Source organism: Xanthobacter sp. NM-59 (assembly GCF_021401125.1).
Taxonomy (GTDB): domain Bacteria; phylum Pseudomonadota; class Alphaproteobacteria; order Rhizobiales; family Xanthobacteraceae; genus Xanthobacter.
Genome location: NZ_JACBFQ010000001.1, coordinates 231,556 through 244,411, shown reverse-complemented (window position 1 = coordinate 244,411; position 12,856 = coordinate 231,556). Strand labels below are relative to the sequence as shown.

Sequence of the window (12,856 nt, the reverse complement as noted above, 5' to 3'; positions counted from 1 at the left end):
GTCTCTCTGGCGTGATCTTTAAGGGTGAATGGGGCTCAGGCCGACGCTCACGCGTACTTGGCCTGAACCTCCTGAGCCACGTTCGACGGCACCTGCTCGTAGTGGTCGAACTGCATGGTGAAGGTGGCACGGCCCTGGCTGAACGAGCGCAGGGTGTTCACGTAGCCGAACATGTTGGCGAGCGGCACCATCGCGTTGATCACGTTGGCGTTGCCACGCATGTCCTGGCCCTGGATCTGGCCACGACGGGAGTTCAGATCGCCGATGACCGAACCCGTGTAATCCTCGGGGGTCACCACCTCGACCTTCATGATCGGCTCGAGCAGAACCGAGCTGCCCTTCTGGAGGGCTTCACGGAACGCAGCGCGAGACGCGATTTCGAAGGCCAGAGCAGACGAGTCCACTTCGTGGAACGCGCCGTCGATGAGCTGAACCTTGACGTCCACGACCGGGAAGCCCGCCAGCACACCAGCGCCAAGCACGCTCTCGAGGCCCTTCTGGACGCCCGGGATGTACTCCTTCGGCACCGCGCCGCCGACGATCACGCTCTCGAACTGGAAGCCCTTGCCCGCCTCGTTCGGCTCCACCACGAACTTCACCCGAGCGAACTGGCCGGTACCACCGGTCTGTTTCTTGTGGGTGTAGTCCACTTCGGTCTTCTTCGTGAGGGTCTCACGATAGGCGACCTGCGGGGCACCGATGTTGGCGTCCACCTTGTAGGTGCGCTTCAGGATGTCGACCTTGATGTCGAGGTGCAGTTCGCCCATCCCCTTGAGGATGGTCTGGCCGCTCTCGTGGTCGGTCGACACGCGGAAGGACGGATCCTCGGCGGCCAGCTTCGACAGGGCGATGCCCAGCTTCTCCTGGTCGGCCTTGGACTTGGGCTCGATGGCGATCTCGATGACGGGCTCCGGGAACTCCATCTTCTCGAGGATCACCGGCTTTTCGGTCGAGCACAACGTGTCACCGGTGCGGACTTCCTTGAGGCCGGCGAGAGCGACGATGTCGCCCGCATAGGCTTCCTTGATGTCCTCACGGTTGTTGGCGTGCATGAGCAGCATCCGACCCACGCGCTCGCGCTTGTCGCGAGTGGAGTTCAGGAGGCTCATGCCAGCTTCCATCACGCCCGAATAGACGCGGCAGAAGGTAATGGTGCCCACGAAGGGGTCGTCCATGATCTTGAACGCGAGGACAGACAGCGGCTCCGCATCCGAAGGCTTGCGGTCGGTCTCTTCCTCGGTCTTGAAATCGATGCCCTTGATGGCGCCGCGATCAATCGGCGACGGCAGGAAGTCCACCACGGCGTCGAGCAAAGGCTGCACGCCCTTGTTCTTGAACGCGGAGCCGCAGAACACCGGGTTGAACTTGCGCCCAATCACGGCCTTGCGGATGAGGGACTTCAGGGTCGCCTCGTCCGGCTCGGTGCCGTCGAGGTAAGCGGCCATGGCGTCGTCGTCGAGCTCGACAGCGGCTTCCACGAGCTTATTGCGGTACTCAGCGGCCTTGTCGGCGAGATCCGCGGGGATCTCCTCGTCATGGTACTTCGCACCCAGGGCTTCATCTTCCCACACGACCGCCTTCATGCGGACGAGGTCGATGATGCCCTTGAAGTTGCTCTCGGAGCCGATCGGCAGCTGGCAGCACACAGGGTTGCCGGCCACGCGGTCCACGATCATGTCGACGCAGCGGTAGAAGTCGGCACCGATCTTGTCCATCTTGTTGACGAACACGATGCGGGGCACGTTGTACTTGTCCGCCTGGCGCCACACAGTCTCGGTCTGCGGCTCGACGCCCTGGTTGCCGTCAAGCACGCACACGGCGCCGTCGAGCACCCGCAGCGAACGCTCCACCTCGATGGTGAAGTCGACGTGCCCGGGGGTGTCGATGATGTTCAGACGCTTGCCCTGCCAGAAAGCGGTCGTCGCGGCCGACGTAATGGTGATGCCGCGCTCCTGCTCCTGGGTCATCCAGTCCATGGTGGCGGCGCCATCATGGACTTCGCCGATCTTGTGGCTCTTGCCGGTGTAGTAGAGGATCCGCTCAGTGGTCGTGGTCTTGCCGGCATCGATGTGAGCCATGATGCCGAAGTTGCGGTAATCCTCGATCGCGTGAGTACGGGGCATGGGAAGCGTCCTCTCCGATCACCAGCGATAGTGCGAGAACGCCCGGTTGGCCTCGGCCATACGGTGCGTGTCTTCGCGTTTCTTCACGGCAGCGCCGCGATTGTTGGCCGCATCGAGCAGCTCGGCGGAGAGACGCTCCACCATGGTCTTCTCGTTGCGCGCACGGGCGGAAGCGATGAGCCAGCGGATCGCCAGGGTCTGGCGACGCTCGTTCCGCACTTCCACGGGAACCTGGTAGGTGGCACCACCCACGCGGCGGGAGCGAACCTCAACCGCAGGCGCCACGTTCTCGAGGGCCTGGATGAAGACCTCCACCGGATCGTGCTTGGCCTTGACCTCGACCACGTCGAGGGCGCCATACACGATGGACTCGGCCACGGACTTCTTGCCGTCACGCATCACGGAATTCATGAAGCGGGACAGAATGGTGGACCCGAACTTCGGATCCGGGATGACTTCGCGGCGCTCGGCCTTGTGACGACGGGACATTTCTAATTCCTCACTTCAGCCGATCACTTGGGCCGCTTCGCGCCGTACTTCGAACGGCGCTGCTTGCGGTTCTTCACGCCCTGCGTATCGAGCACGCCGCGCAGGATGTGATAGCGCACGCCAGGAAGATCCTTCACGCGGCCACCGCGGATCATGACCACGGAGTGCTCCTGAAGGTTGTGGCCTTCACCGGGGATGTAGCCGATCACTTCGTAGCTGTTGGTGAGCCGCACCTTGGCGACCTTACGAAGGGCCGAGTTCGGCTTCTTCGGGGTCGTGGTGTAGACGCGCGTGCACACGCCGCGCTTCTGGGGGCTCGCCTGGAGCGCCGGCGCCTTGTCCCGCGCCTTCTGCGCTTCCCGCGGCTTACGGATCAGCTGGTTGATCGTCGGCATGTACGCCTTCGCCTCGTCCTGACCTGCGGCCTTGGCCGCAACTTTTAAGTTCGACGGCCTTGCGACCGCCACGGCTGGCCACCTCACGGTGGCCTTACGAAATTCGTTTCAACCGCCGGAGACCGGCTGGCCGCACAACGAACAGAAAAGGCGCCGCTCGCCACCGCACTCGGCAGCGAACACGCCTTGTTCGCGACAGAGGATCACAACGCTCGACCCGGAACCGGTTCGGTTCCGGCGGCGCTGCGATCATGCACCTGAAGTTATCGCAGTGCTGTTCCTGGCAGCGTTTCGGTGCCCTGAAAGACGCTGTGGCCAGTGGGCTTTCGCCGGGGGCCTTTGCTGCGTCTCTCGTTCAGGCACCGACCGCCTGCCGCGAAAGTGGGCTGCTTCTAGCCGCAGAGTCGCTCTGCGTCAAGAGTTTCAACGCTTCGGAGCCGAGAAAAGGGGGCTCGAGGGGCATTTTTGCTCTGCACCCAAGGTCTAGCACCCCCGCCCGGAGGGTTTTATGACAGCGGCAAAGCAAAGGGCGCGGCACCAAGGCGCCGCGCCCCAAGGCAACGTTTTATTAAGGAATCAGCCGAGCAGGGCGGCGACGCCGTCGCGCTCCTCGAGGAGTTCCTTGAGGGTGACGTCGAACTTGGTCTTGGAGAAGTCGTCCATGGGCAGGCCCTTCACGACTTCGTAATCGCCATTGGTGCACACGGCGGGCACGCCGAACACGATTCCCTCCGGCACGCCGTAGGAGCCGTCAGACGCCACGCCCATGGAAACCCAGCCACCATTGGTGCCGTGGATCCAGTCGTGCATGTGGTCAATGGCCGCGTTGGCCGCGGAGGCGGCGGACGACAGGCCACGCGCCTCGATGATGGCGGCGCCGCGCTTGCCCACGGTGGGAATCAGCGTGTCGCGATACCAGGCCTCGTCACCGACGAGCTCCGGCAGCGGCTTGCCCTTGACGGTGGCGAAGCGGTAGTCGGCATACATGGTCGGGGAGTGGTTGCCCCACACGGCCAGCTTCTCGATGTCCTGGCTCAGCACGCCCGCCTTCTTGGCGAACTGCGAGAGCGCGCGGTTGTGGTCGAGACGCAGCATGGCGGTGATGTTGCGGGCCGGCAGGTCCGGAGCGCTCTTGGCGGTGATGTAGGCGTTGGTGTTGGCCGGGTTGCCGACCACCAGCACCTTCACGTCGCGCTTGGCGACCTCGTTGAGGGCCGCGCCCTGCACCTTGAAGATCTCGGCGTTGGCGGAGAGCAGGTCAGCGCGCTCCATGCCCTTCGAGCGCGGACGGGCGCCCACCAGGATGGCGGCGTCGATGTCCTTGAAGGCCACCTTGGGGTCGGAGGTGATGACAACGTCGGCGAGGTTCGGGAACGCGCAATCCTCGAGCTCCATCACCACGCCGCCCACCGCGCCCTGGGCCTGCGGGAGATCGAGAAGCTGCAGAATGACCGGCTGATCCTTGCCGTACAGATCGCCATTGGCGATGCGGAACAGAAGCGAATAACAAATCTGACCGGCGGCGCCCGTAACGGCGACGCGAACGGCGGGTTTGGTCATGGGAAAATGCCCTTTGCCTTGAGTGAGCCCCTCAGGCTCGGGCGCGCAATCTATTCCCACAGGCGGCGAATGCAAAGACGAATGCACACCGAGGTGCACCTCACCCCCCGCTTCCTTCGTCTAGGTGTCCTGCACCCCATGGGGCAAATGCCGATACCGCCGCGCCTTCCCCATCCCGGGCGAGCGCCCGGCCGGGAGGCAAATTGTCGCCGGCCTCGCTCGGATGGCTGCGACCCGCGCGCTTTCCCCGCTCGTCCCCTCGCGCGGGGCAGGTCTGCGCGTGGACGGCGACCACCCGGCTCGCGCGTCGTGGGGACCTGAAATACCTTTCCCAGTCGCCGCGCCACGCATCAGCGCAGCGACTGGCGACCGTGGCACGGGTTCCGTTGTCAGGCAGCCGTCAGATGACCACGACGCGGTCCGAGAGCTCGTTCACGTCGCCGGGCCGCTGCGGCATGGGGCGCGCCAGAAGCTCGCCCGCCCGCCGCACGCCGGAAACGAGGCCCTCGACGAGGCTGCCCTTGCGCGCCTCGCGGGAGATCGAATCGCAAATCTCCGCCCAGGCCACGGGACCCAGGGGCGTGTGCACCCCGTCGTCCGCCACCACCTCGACCAGCCTTTCGCGGGCCGCGACGAAAATGAGAATGCCAGTGCGGCCAGAGGTTTGCGACACGCCATGGGCCAGGAAGGCCTCGATGGCCGCCGAGCGGGCCGCTGCCTTCAGCGCCAGGCGCGGCACCACACGTTCCGTCATCTGCGGCAGCATCAGGATGCCCGCCACCACTAGGAAGATGATGGCCTGGACCTGGAGGATGCTGAGCGCAGACATGGGCCACAGCACCACGATGGCCCACGGCAGCACCAGCGAGACCAGCGACGACCACATCACCGAAAAGAAGGGGTGCTGAACCAGCGACCCGCGGGACACCACCACGCGGATTTCCGCCGAGGTCTGCAGCTCGGCGGCCGCGATCGCCTCATTGACCTCGCGCATGTCCTCGGGCGAAAGCCCGAAGACGACGGTCGCCGGCGGACGGGCGGCGGCGCCCACGTAGCTCATGTCCTGCTTGCGATCGGGCGCGGGGGCGGCCTCCGGCTCCTTGGCCGCAGCCGGCGCCTGAGGCGGCTGCGCGCGCGGCGGGCGGCCCGGCTGAGCCTGGGCAGCGGGGTCGGCGCGCCCTGCGCGCACGGGCCCCTGTCGGCGGTCAGCCACCATGACGGTCTCCAGCACCTGCGACCATTGTCGGACGTCCAGTCTTGTCAGAACGGCTGGTGGAACACCAGCATTGCATCATGCCACATCGCGCGCCGGGGCGCCGCAGCAAATTACCAGCTTCCGGAGGCGCCGCCACCGCCCGATGAGCCCCCTCCCCCGGACCAGCCGCCCGAGTCGCGGTCGCTGCCGCCGCCGCTGCCCCAATCCCAGGTCGTGACCGGGGCCGCCGCCTCGCCCGAGCGTTTCCGGCGCCCCGCCATGCGCGCGCCGCGCCCGCCGGAGCCGGACCGCGCCGCCCGCCAGAAGATGTAGATCCACAGCGCGATCATCAGGATCAGCACGATCACGCCGAGCCAATCCTCCAGGCTGGTTTCCTCCGCCTCGGCGCGGGCACGGGCGCGGGCCTCTTCCGGATCCAGATTGAGGATCTCAATGATGGCGTCCGTGCCCTTCAGGATGCCGTCCGGCATGTCCCCCGCCTTGAAGGCGGGCACGATGGCGTTGCGGATGATGGTGCTGGCCACAGCATCGGTGAGGATGCCCTCCAGGCCATAGCCGACCTCGATGCGCACCTTGCGCTCATTCGGCGCCACCAGCAGCAGCACGCCATTGTTCTTGCCTGCCTGCCCGATGCCCCAGGCGCGGAACAGCTCGTTGGCATAGTCCTCCACCGCGCCGCCCTCCAGCGAGGGAACGGTGGCGACCACCACCTGGTCGGACGCCTTCTCCTCCTGGGCCACCAGGCGCGCTTCCAGTTCGGCGCGGCTGACGGGGTCGAGGATATTCGCGGCATCGACCACGCGGCCCGTCAGCGGCGGGAACGTATAGGCGCGCGCGCCCGTCGAGAAGGCTGCCAGCAGCGCCATAGCGAGGGCCACGGCAAGCCACGCTCTCGCCACCGCAGCCGGCGCCAACGCGCCGGCGAAACCGCCGCGCCCCCAAGCTCGCCCGACGACCCGGCCGCTCACGCCCCGGTCCTCAATTGAACCGGACCTGCGGAGCGCGCGTCTGCTCCTCGGAAATCGTAAAGGTTTCCATGGGCTTGTAGGAGCGATAGAGGGTCGCGGCCCAAAGCACGCCAGGGAAGGTCTTCAGCTCGGTATTGTAGGCCTGAACCGCGCGGATGTAGTCACGCCGCGCCACGGCGATGCGATTTTCCGTTCCCTCGATCTGGGATTGGAGCGCCAGGAAGTTCTGGCTGGACTTCAGGTCCGGATAGGCCTCCGAAACCGCGATAAGCCGCCCCAGCGCCCGCCCCAGCTCGCTCTGTGCCGCCTGGAACTGCTTGAACTTCTCCGGATCGGTGATGGTCGAGGCGTCCACGTTGATAGAGGTCGCCTTGGCCCGCGCCTCGATGACGGAGGTGAGGACGTCACGCTCCTGGGAGGCGTAACCCTTCACCGTCTCCACCAGATTGGGAATGAGATCGGAGCGGCGCTGATACTGGTTCAGCACCTCGCTCCACATGGCCTTGGCGTGCTCCTCCGAAGTGGGAATCACATTGATTCCACAGCCCGCGAGCAGGAGCGAGACCATGACCGCGAACAGCGGGGCCCTCAGCCCCGAAAGCCGCGCCGCGAACGAACCACCCATCGCTTCTCTCCCTCGCTCAATCCTGGACGCTGTTACCGCACCGCGTGCGCCTTGACCATGCGGCAGTCTCTAGGCCGAGCCCAGATAGCCGGGCAGGTCCTGTGCCTCGTCCAGGCGCGAGACCTTGATGGCCAGCTCTTCCGCCAGCTCCAGATCCACTTCCAGCAGCCGGTTGCTCATGAAGGAGCGATAGTAATTGCCCCACATGAATTCCTGAAACGGCGTGTCCTCGTTGGAATAGGCCCGGCCGCGCACGCCGCGGGCCAGCGTGCGCCATGGATTGTCGGTGAGATCCTTCACGTTCTGGGGAATCTTCACGCACGGCCGGCGATTGCCATCCATATCGATGGGCCAGCACAGGCTTTCCCGCTCCATCCGCTGCCAGAAGCCGTGCAGATCGAGATCCGACCAGTCCGCCACCCGGGTGCCGAGCACCGCCTTGTTCTCGTCGATCCGCTGCAGGGCCCGGCACAGATGGTGGTGATCCACCATGTAGATTCGCCCGCCCGGCCCAAGCACATGGGGAATCGCCTTGGCGGCGACCAGCGCCTTCAGCTCGCTTTTCGAAAGGGCGTCCATGGCCTTGGCCCGACGCTTCACCTCGCTGAGGCCCAAGGTGAGCTGCGTGGGATGCAGCAGGTCGATCCGGATCTCTTCACCTTCGCGTGGCTGTCCCATGCACACCCCCGGTTCACTGGCGCCGCCGGCCTGCGCACCTTAATGCGGCGAACGGCCGAAGTGGAGCGCCCCGAGCCTCCATCGAACGGCCAACCGCCCCCCGACACAAAAACGGCGCCCCGAAGGGCGCCGCTTCCGCTTTTCCGATGCAACCGGAGACTCAGCTCGGGGAGATCATCTTCTCGGGACGAACAATAGCGTCGAACTCCTCGTTCGTCACATAGCCGCCGCCCACGGCCTCGTCGCGCAGGGTGGTGCCCTTCTTGTGCGCGGTCTTGGCAATCTTGGCGGCGTTGTCGTAGCCGATCTTCGGGGCGAGCGCGGTCACCAGCATCAAGGAGCGCTCCAGGCCCGCCTTGATGTTGTCCTCGCGCGGCTCGATGCCGACCACGCAATGCTCGGTAAAGCTCAGCGCCGCATCCGACATGAGGCGCACGGACTGCAGGAAGTTGTAAGCCATCACCGGGTTGTAAACATTGAGCTCGAAGTGGCCCTGGCTGTCGGCGAAGGTCAGCGTGGCATGGTTGCCGAAGATCTGCGCGCAGACCTGCGTCATCGCCTCGCACTGGGTGGGGTTCACCTTGCCGGGCATGATGGACGAGCCGGGCTCGTTCTCCGGCAGCGCCAGCTCGCCGAGACCAGAGCGCGGGCCCGAGCCCAACAGGCGGATGTCGTTGGCGATCTTGAACAGAGAGGCCGCAACGGTGTTGATGGCGCCGTGCGTGAACACCATGGCGTCGTGAGCCGCCAGCGCCTCGAACTTGTTCGGCGCGGAGGTGAACTCAAGGCCGGTGATCTCGGCAATCTTGGCCGCCACCTTCTCGGCGAAGCCGATGGGCGCGTTGAGGCCGGTGCCCACCGCGGTGCCGCCCTGTGCCAGCTGCATCAGGCCCGGCAGGGTCATCTCGATGCGCTTGATGCCGTTGGCCACCTGCTGGGTATAGCCGGAGAACTCCTGGCCCAGGGTCAGCGGGGTCGCGTCCTGGGTGTGGGTGCGGCCAATCTTGATGATGTGCTCCCACGCCTTGGACTTGGTCGCCAGGGCGTCGTGAAGGGTCTTCAGGGCCGGCAGCAGGCGATGCACCACTTCCTCCGCGGCGGCCACATGCATGGCAGTCGGGAAGGTGTCGTTGGACGACTGGCTCATATTGACGTGGTCATTGGGGTGCACGGGCTTCTTGGAGCCCTTCTCCCCGCCAAGCATTTCAATGGCCCGGTTGGAAATGACCTCGTTGGCGTTCATGTTGGACTGCGTGCCCGAGCCGGTCTGCCAGACCACCAGGGGGAAGTGCTCGTCCAGCTTGCCGTCCATCACCTCCTGGGCGGCGGACATGATGGCCTCGGCCAGCTTGGGATCGAGCCGGCCCAGATCGCGGTTCACCTCTGCGGCCGCGCGCTTGACGATTCCCAGCGCCCGCACCACGGGCAGCGGCTGCTTTTCCCAGCCGATCTTGAAATTGCCCAGAGAGCGCTGCGCCTGCGCGCCCCAATAGCGGTCGGAAGGAACCTCGATCGGACCGAAGGTATCGGTCTCCGTACGCGTGTTCATGGGTATACCCTCTCTCCTGGAGCGCCTCGAGCGACAGGATTTCCCCGCGCCTCGAAGGAAGCTTGCCGGTTCAGTGAGCTGCCGAATTCTCGGGCGAAGTGGCTCTGCGTCCGCGTGAAGAAAGCACTTGATGTGGAGGACCCGGTGCGCGCCCCGCCTGCCGGCCGGGCGCGCTGCGGATCGCGCGGCGGCCTCATAGCACGGTCCCGAAGCCACGGGGAGACAGCCTTCCGCCGCATTCCTCCGGCCGCCCACGGCGCTGCAACTCGTAAGTGTGCCGTACTTTTCTGTTAAATTTATTGTCGAATGGTAGCCCGTGGAGGCGGCGAAACCTGGATTTCGCCATATCTTCACCACTCTCTCAGAGGTAATCTAATCTCAGTGCCTTGCTTGTGTTTCGACGCAGTCCGTCACGCACGAGTTGAGCATGAAGTCGACTGGTTTTTGGGGGAGCCAGCCGAACCTGTGAGGGTAAAAGTTGGGCGACGTGGTGAATCTTCATCGTGAGCGCAAGGCGAAGGCTCGCCGCGCGGCTCAAGCGCAGGCCGAGGAAAACCGCATCCGATTCGGGCGGACCAAGGCTGACCGCGAGGCCGTCGCGCAGGAGCTCGAGCGTCGGCGTCTGCGCCATGAAGGCCATGCGCTGACCGAGAGGGAAGAACATGAAGAGCCCCGTGGTTAAGAGGTCCATTGTCATCGCCGGTCACAAGACCAGCGTGAGCCTCGAGGACGCTTTTTGGGAGGCGCTGAAGGAGATCGCCACGAGCCGCCGGCTCACCTTGTCCGATCTTGTAGCGACCATTGATTCCGCGCGGACGCAGGGCAATCTGTCCTCCGCTATCCGCCTGTTCGTGCTTGACCATTATCGCGGTGCCGCGCAGACCGCGCGCTCGGTCGGCACCAGCGACCGCATGGGTGTGACCGCACCTCCCGTTGCGTAATGCGCAGCGGGACCTTATCTGCTTCCCTGGAGGACGGTGCGCCGCGTTGAAACGCGGCGCACGGTTTTCTATAACCGCACCGCTTGGGCGAATGGTGCTCCATTCCCGCCCGTGCGGGTTTACGCCCGTCAGGCGGCCACGCGAGCGGGCCGCAGGGCGCGGGGAAGCGGGCGGGCCTTCCGCCCCGTGCCGCCCCGCGCGGTGCTTCGGGCAAGACACGGTGTGACGCGGGCGCCCTTTCGCGGCACCGCCGACGGGAGACGACGGATGTCGTGGAAGAATCAGAGTGGCGGCCCATGGGGAAACGGGCCGCGCGGTCCTTGGAGTTCCGGACCGCAATCCTCGGGACCCACGCCTCCGGACATTGAAGACCTGATCCGCCGCAGCCAGGACCGGCTGCGCACCATGATGCCGGATGCCTTCGGCTTCAAAGGCGCCATCCTGCTGGTGGCGCTGGTCATCGGCGGCTGGCTTCTTTCGGGCTTCTACCGGGTGGAGCCGGACGAGCAGGGTGTGGTGCTGCGCTTCGGCAAGTTCGTGGGCCTCACCCAGCCAGGCCTCAATTATCACTGGCCCTACCCCATCGAGACGGTGCTCACCCCCAAGGTGACGCGCGTCAACCGCATCGACGTCGGCATCCGCGTGGCAGACGACGGACGCCGCCCCAGCGCGATGGCCCGTGACGTTCCGGAAGAAAGCCTGATGCTCACGGGCGACGAGAACATCGTGGACGTGGACTTTTCCGTGTTCTGGGTGATCTCCAACGCCGAGCAATACCTCTTCAACGTGCAGAACAACGAGGGGACCATCAAGGCCGTGGCCGAAAGCGCCATGCGCGAGGTCATCGGCCGCACGGACATTCAGCCCATCCTCACCGGCGCGCGCCAGAATATCGAGACCGCCGTGCAGGAGCTGATGCAGCACACCCTCGACCAGTACAAAGCCGGTGTGCGTATCACCCAGGTCCAGCTTCAGAAGGTGGATCCGCCGGCCCAGGTCATCGACGCCTTCCGCGACGTGCAGGCCGCCCGCGCCGACGCCGAGCGTTCCCAGAACGAAGCCCAGACCTACGCAAACCGGGTGCTGCCCGAGGCGCGAGGCGAGGCATCGCGCATCGAGAACTCGGCCCAGGCCTATCGCGAGCGCACCGTGGTGGAAGCCCGCGGCCAGGCGGCGCGCTTCCTCAAGGTCTATGACGAGTATCAGAAGGCCAAGGACGTGACGCGCGAGCGCATGTACCTGGAAACCATGGAGCGCGTGCTCGGCAGCGTGGACAAGGTACTGGTGGATCCCGGCGTGGCATCGACCTCCGGCCCCGGAGGGAGCGCGGGCGTGGTGCCCGTTCTGCCGCTCAACGACATGATGCGCCGGCCCACGGCGCCCGCCACCAGCCAGACCCAGGGAGCCACGCGATGAGGAATCACGTTTTCGGCGGCGTGCTCGCCATCCTCGCGGTGATCGCCCTGGTGGTGGTCTACTCGTCCGCCTTCATCGTCAACCAGACCCAGCAGGCCCTGGTGCTGCGCCTCGGCGAGCCGCTGGAGCCCGTCACCACGCCAGGCCTGCACTGGAAGGCGCCGTTCATCGACAGCGTCGTCTATCTCGACAACCGTATCCTGGACCTGGAAAATCCCTCCCAGGAAGTGATCGCCTCGGACCAGAAGCGCATCGTGGTGGACGCGTTCGCGCGCTACCGCATCACCAATCCGCTGCGCTTCTATCAGGCTGCGGGCTCCATCCAGGCCGCCAATTCGCGCCTTGCGACGGTGCTCAACTCGGCCCTGCGCCGGGTGCTGGGCGAGAACACATTCATCGCCGTGGTGCGTGACCAGCGCGAGGACCTCATGCGCCAGATCGGCGAGCAGGTGAATCGCGAGGCCGCCGGCTTCGGCATCACCGTGGTCGATGTCCGCATCCGCCGCGCCGACCTGCCGGAAGCCAACAGCCAGGCCGTGTTCCAGCGGATGCAGACCGAGCGCCAGCGCGAGGCCGCCGAGATCCGCGCACAGGGTAACGAGGCCGCCCAGCGCCTGCGCGCCCGCGCCGATCGCGAAGCCGCCATCGTCCTGGCCGAGGCCAATTCGAAGGGCGAGCAACTCCGCGGCGAAGGCGATGCGGAACGCAACCGCATCTTCGCCGACGCGTTCGGCCGCGATCCGGACTTCTTCACCTTCTACCGCTCCATGCAGGCCTATGAGGCCAGCATGAAGGCGTCGGATACCCGGTTGGTGGTGAGCCCGGATTCCAGCTTCTTCCGCTATTTCCGCGATCCTTTCGGCGGCGCTGCGGCGAAGCCGGGCGCGAACTGACCA

At 65.6% G+C, this 12,856-nt stretch carries 13 protein-coding genes; 4 read left to right on the top strand and 9 right to left on the bottom strand.

Annotated elements, in window-relative coordinates; genetic code table 11:
* Positions 1-47 precede the first annotated feature (47 nt).
* From fusA to fumC, 9 genes are all read right to left on the bottom strand, one after another.
* Positions 48-2,123 carry an elongation factor G gene (gene fusA / locus L0966_RS01135; RefSeq protein WP_234050007.1) on the bottom strand — a complete coding sequence of 692 codons (2,076 nt, stop codon included), beginning with the start codon at positions 2,121-2,123 and terminating at the stop codon, positions 48-50.
* 18 nt (positions 2,124-2,141) lie between these two features.
* On the bottom strand, positions 2,142-2,612 hold the full coding sequence (rpsG, locus tag L0966_RS01130; RefSeq protein WP_234050006.1) for a 30S ribosomal protein S7: 471 nt from the start codon (positions 2,610-2,612) through the stop codon (positions 2,142-2,144).
* 23 nt (positions 2,613-2,635) lie between these two features.
* A complete protein-coding gene (gene rpsL / locus L0966_RS01125) occupies positions 2,636-3,007 on the bottom strand; it encodes a 30S ribosomal protein S12 (protein WP_012113697.1) in 372 nt (123 codons plus the stop codon).
* A 576-nt stretch (positions 3,008-3,583) separates the two neighbouring features.
* Positions 3,584-4,567: a malate dehydrogenase gene (locus tag L0966_RS01120; RefSeq protein WP_234050005.1), complete on the bottom strand. Its 984-nt coding sequence runs from the start codon at positions 4,565-4,567 to the stop codon at positions 3,584-3,586.
* Between the two features lie 400 nt (positions 4,568-4,967).
* Positions 4,968-5,783, bottom strand: coding sequence for a TPM domain-containing protein (locus L0966_RS01115; RefSeq protein WP_234050004.1), 816 nt, complete (start codon positions 5,781-5,783; stop codon positions 4,968-4,970).
* A 110-nt stretch (positions 5,784-5,893) separates the two neighbouring features.
* Positions 5,894-6,751, bottom strand: coding sequence for a YgcG family protein (locus tag L0966_RS01110; protein ID WP_370640591.1), 858 nt, complete (start codon positions 6,749-6,751; stop codon positions 5,894-5,896).
* A 10-nt stretch (positions 6,752-6,761) separates the two neighbouring features.
* Positions 6,762-7,319 (bottom strand): LemA family protein, encoded by a 558-nt coding sequence (locus L0966_RS01105; protein ID WP_370640629.1) that lies wholly within the window; start codon positions 7,317-7,319, stop codon positions 6,762-6,764.
* 126 nt (positions 7,320-7,445) lie between these two features.
* Positions 7,446-8,054: a ParB-like protein gene (locus L0966_RS01100; protein WP_234050002.1), complete on the bottom strand. Its 609-nt coding sequence runs from the start codon at positions 8,052-8,054 to the stop codon at positions 7,446-7,448.
* A gap of 160 nt (positions 8,055-8,214) precedes the next feature.
* Positions 8,215-9,603 carry a class II fumarate hydratase gene (gene fumC, locus L0966_RS01095; RefSeq protein WP_234050001.1) on the bottom strand — a complete coding sequence of 463 codons (1,389 nt, stop codon included), beginning with the start codon at positions 9,601-9,603 and terminating at the stop codon, positions 8,215-8,217.
* Positions 9,604-10,090: 487 nt separating this feature from the next.
* Here fumC and L0966_RS01090 point away from each other — a divergent pair, with 487 nt between their 5' ends.
* The 4 genes from L0966_RS01090 (at position 10,091) to hflC (ending at position 12,853) form a co-directional block, all read left to right on the top strand.
* Entirely contained in the window at positions 10,091-10,285 is a 195-nt protein-coding gene (locus L0966_RS01090; RefSeq protein WP_370640628.1) for a DUF4169 family protein, read from the top strand.
* Entirely contained in the window at positions 10,266-10,544 is a 279-nt protein-coding gene (locus L0966_RS01085; protein WP_234050000.1) for a ribbon-helix-helix domain-containing protein, read from the top strand. Before L0966_RS01090 ends, L0966_RS01085 begins: the two co-directional genes overlap by 20 nt.
* 267 nt (positions 10,545-10,811) lie before the next feature.
* Complete coding sequence (gene hflK, locus L0966_RS01080) at positions 10,812-11,960, top strand: FtsH protease activity modulator HflK (protein ID WP_234049999.1); 1,149 nt, start codon at positions 10,812-10,814, stop codon at positions 11,958-11,960.
* Positions 11,957-12,853 (top strand): protease modulator HflC, encoded by an 897-nt coding sequence (hflC, locus tag L0966_RS01075; protein ID WP_234049998.1) that lies wholly within the window; start codon positions 11,957-11,959, stop codon positions 12,851-12,853. The genes hflK and hflC overlap by 4 nt, the downstream gene beginning before the upstream one ends.
* Positions 12,854-12,856 lie beyond the last annotated feature (3 nt).

Excerpts from the sequence above, each read along its gene's own strand:
- fusA (WP_234050007.1), bottom strand. The coding sequence starts at position 2,123 with ATGCCCCGTACTCACGCGATCGAGGATTACCGCAACTTCGGCATCATG.
- rpsG (WP_234050006.1), bottom strand. The coding sequence starts at position 2,612 with ATGTCCCGTCGTCACAAGGCCGAGCGCCGCGAAGTCATCCCGGATCCG.
- rpsL (WP_012113697.1), bottom strand. The coding sequence starts at position 3,007 with ATGCCGACGATCAACCAGCTGATCCGTAAGCCGCGGGAAGCGCAGAAG.
- L0966_RS01120 (WP_234050005.1), bottom strand. The coding sequence starts at position 4,567 with ATGACCAAACCCGCCGTTCGCGTCGCCGTTACGGGCGCCGCCGGTCAG.
- L0966_RS01115 (WP_234050004.1), bottom strand. The coding sequence starts at position 5,783 with ATGGTGGCTGACCGCCGACAGGGGCCCGTGCGCGCAGGGCGCGCCGAC.
- L0966_RS01105 (WP_370640629.1), bottom strand. The coding sequence starts at position 7,319 with ATGGTCTCGCTCCTGCTCGCGGGCTGTGGAATCAATGTGATTCCCACT.
- L0966_RS01100 (WP_234050002.1), bottom strand. The coding sequence starts at position 8,054 with ATGGGACAGCCACGCGAAGGTGAAGAGATCCGGATCGACCTGCTGCAT.
- fumC (WP_234050001.1), bottom strand. The coding sequence starts at position 9,603 with ATGAACACGCGTACGGAGACCGATACCTTCGGTCCGATCGAGGTTCCT.
- L0966_RS01085 (WP_234050000.1), top strand. The coding sequence starts at position 10,266 with ATGAAGAGCCCCGTGGTTAAGAGGTCCATTGTCATCGCCGGTCACAAG.
- hflK (WP_234049999.1), top strand. The coding sequence starts at position 10,812 with ATGTCGTGGAAGAATCAGAGTGGCGGCCCATGGGGAAACGGGCCGCGC.
- hflC (WP_234049998.1), top strand. The coding sequence starts at position 11,957 with ATGAGGAATCACGTTTTCGGCGGCGTGCTCGCCATCCTCGCGGTGATC.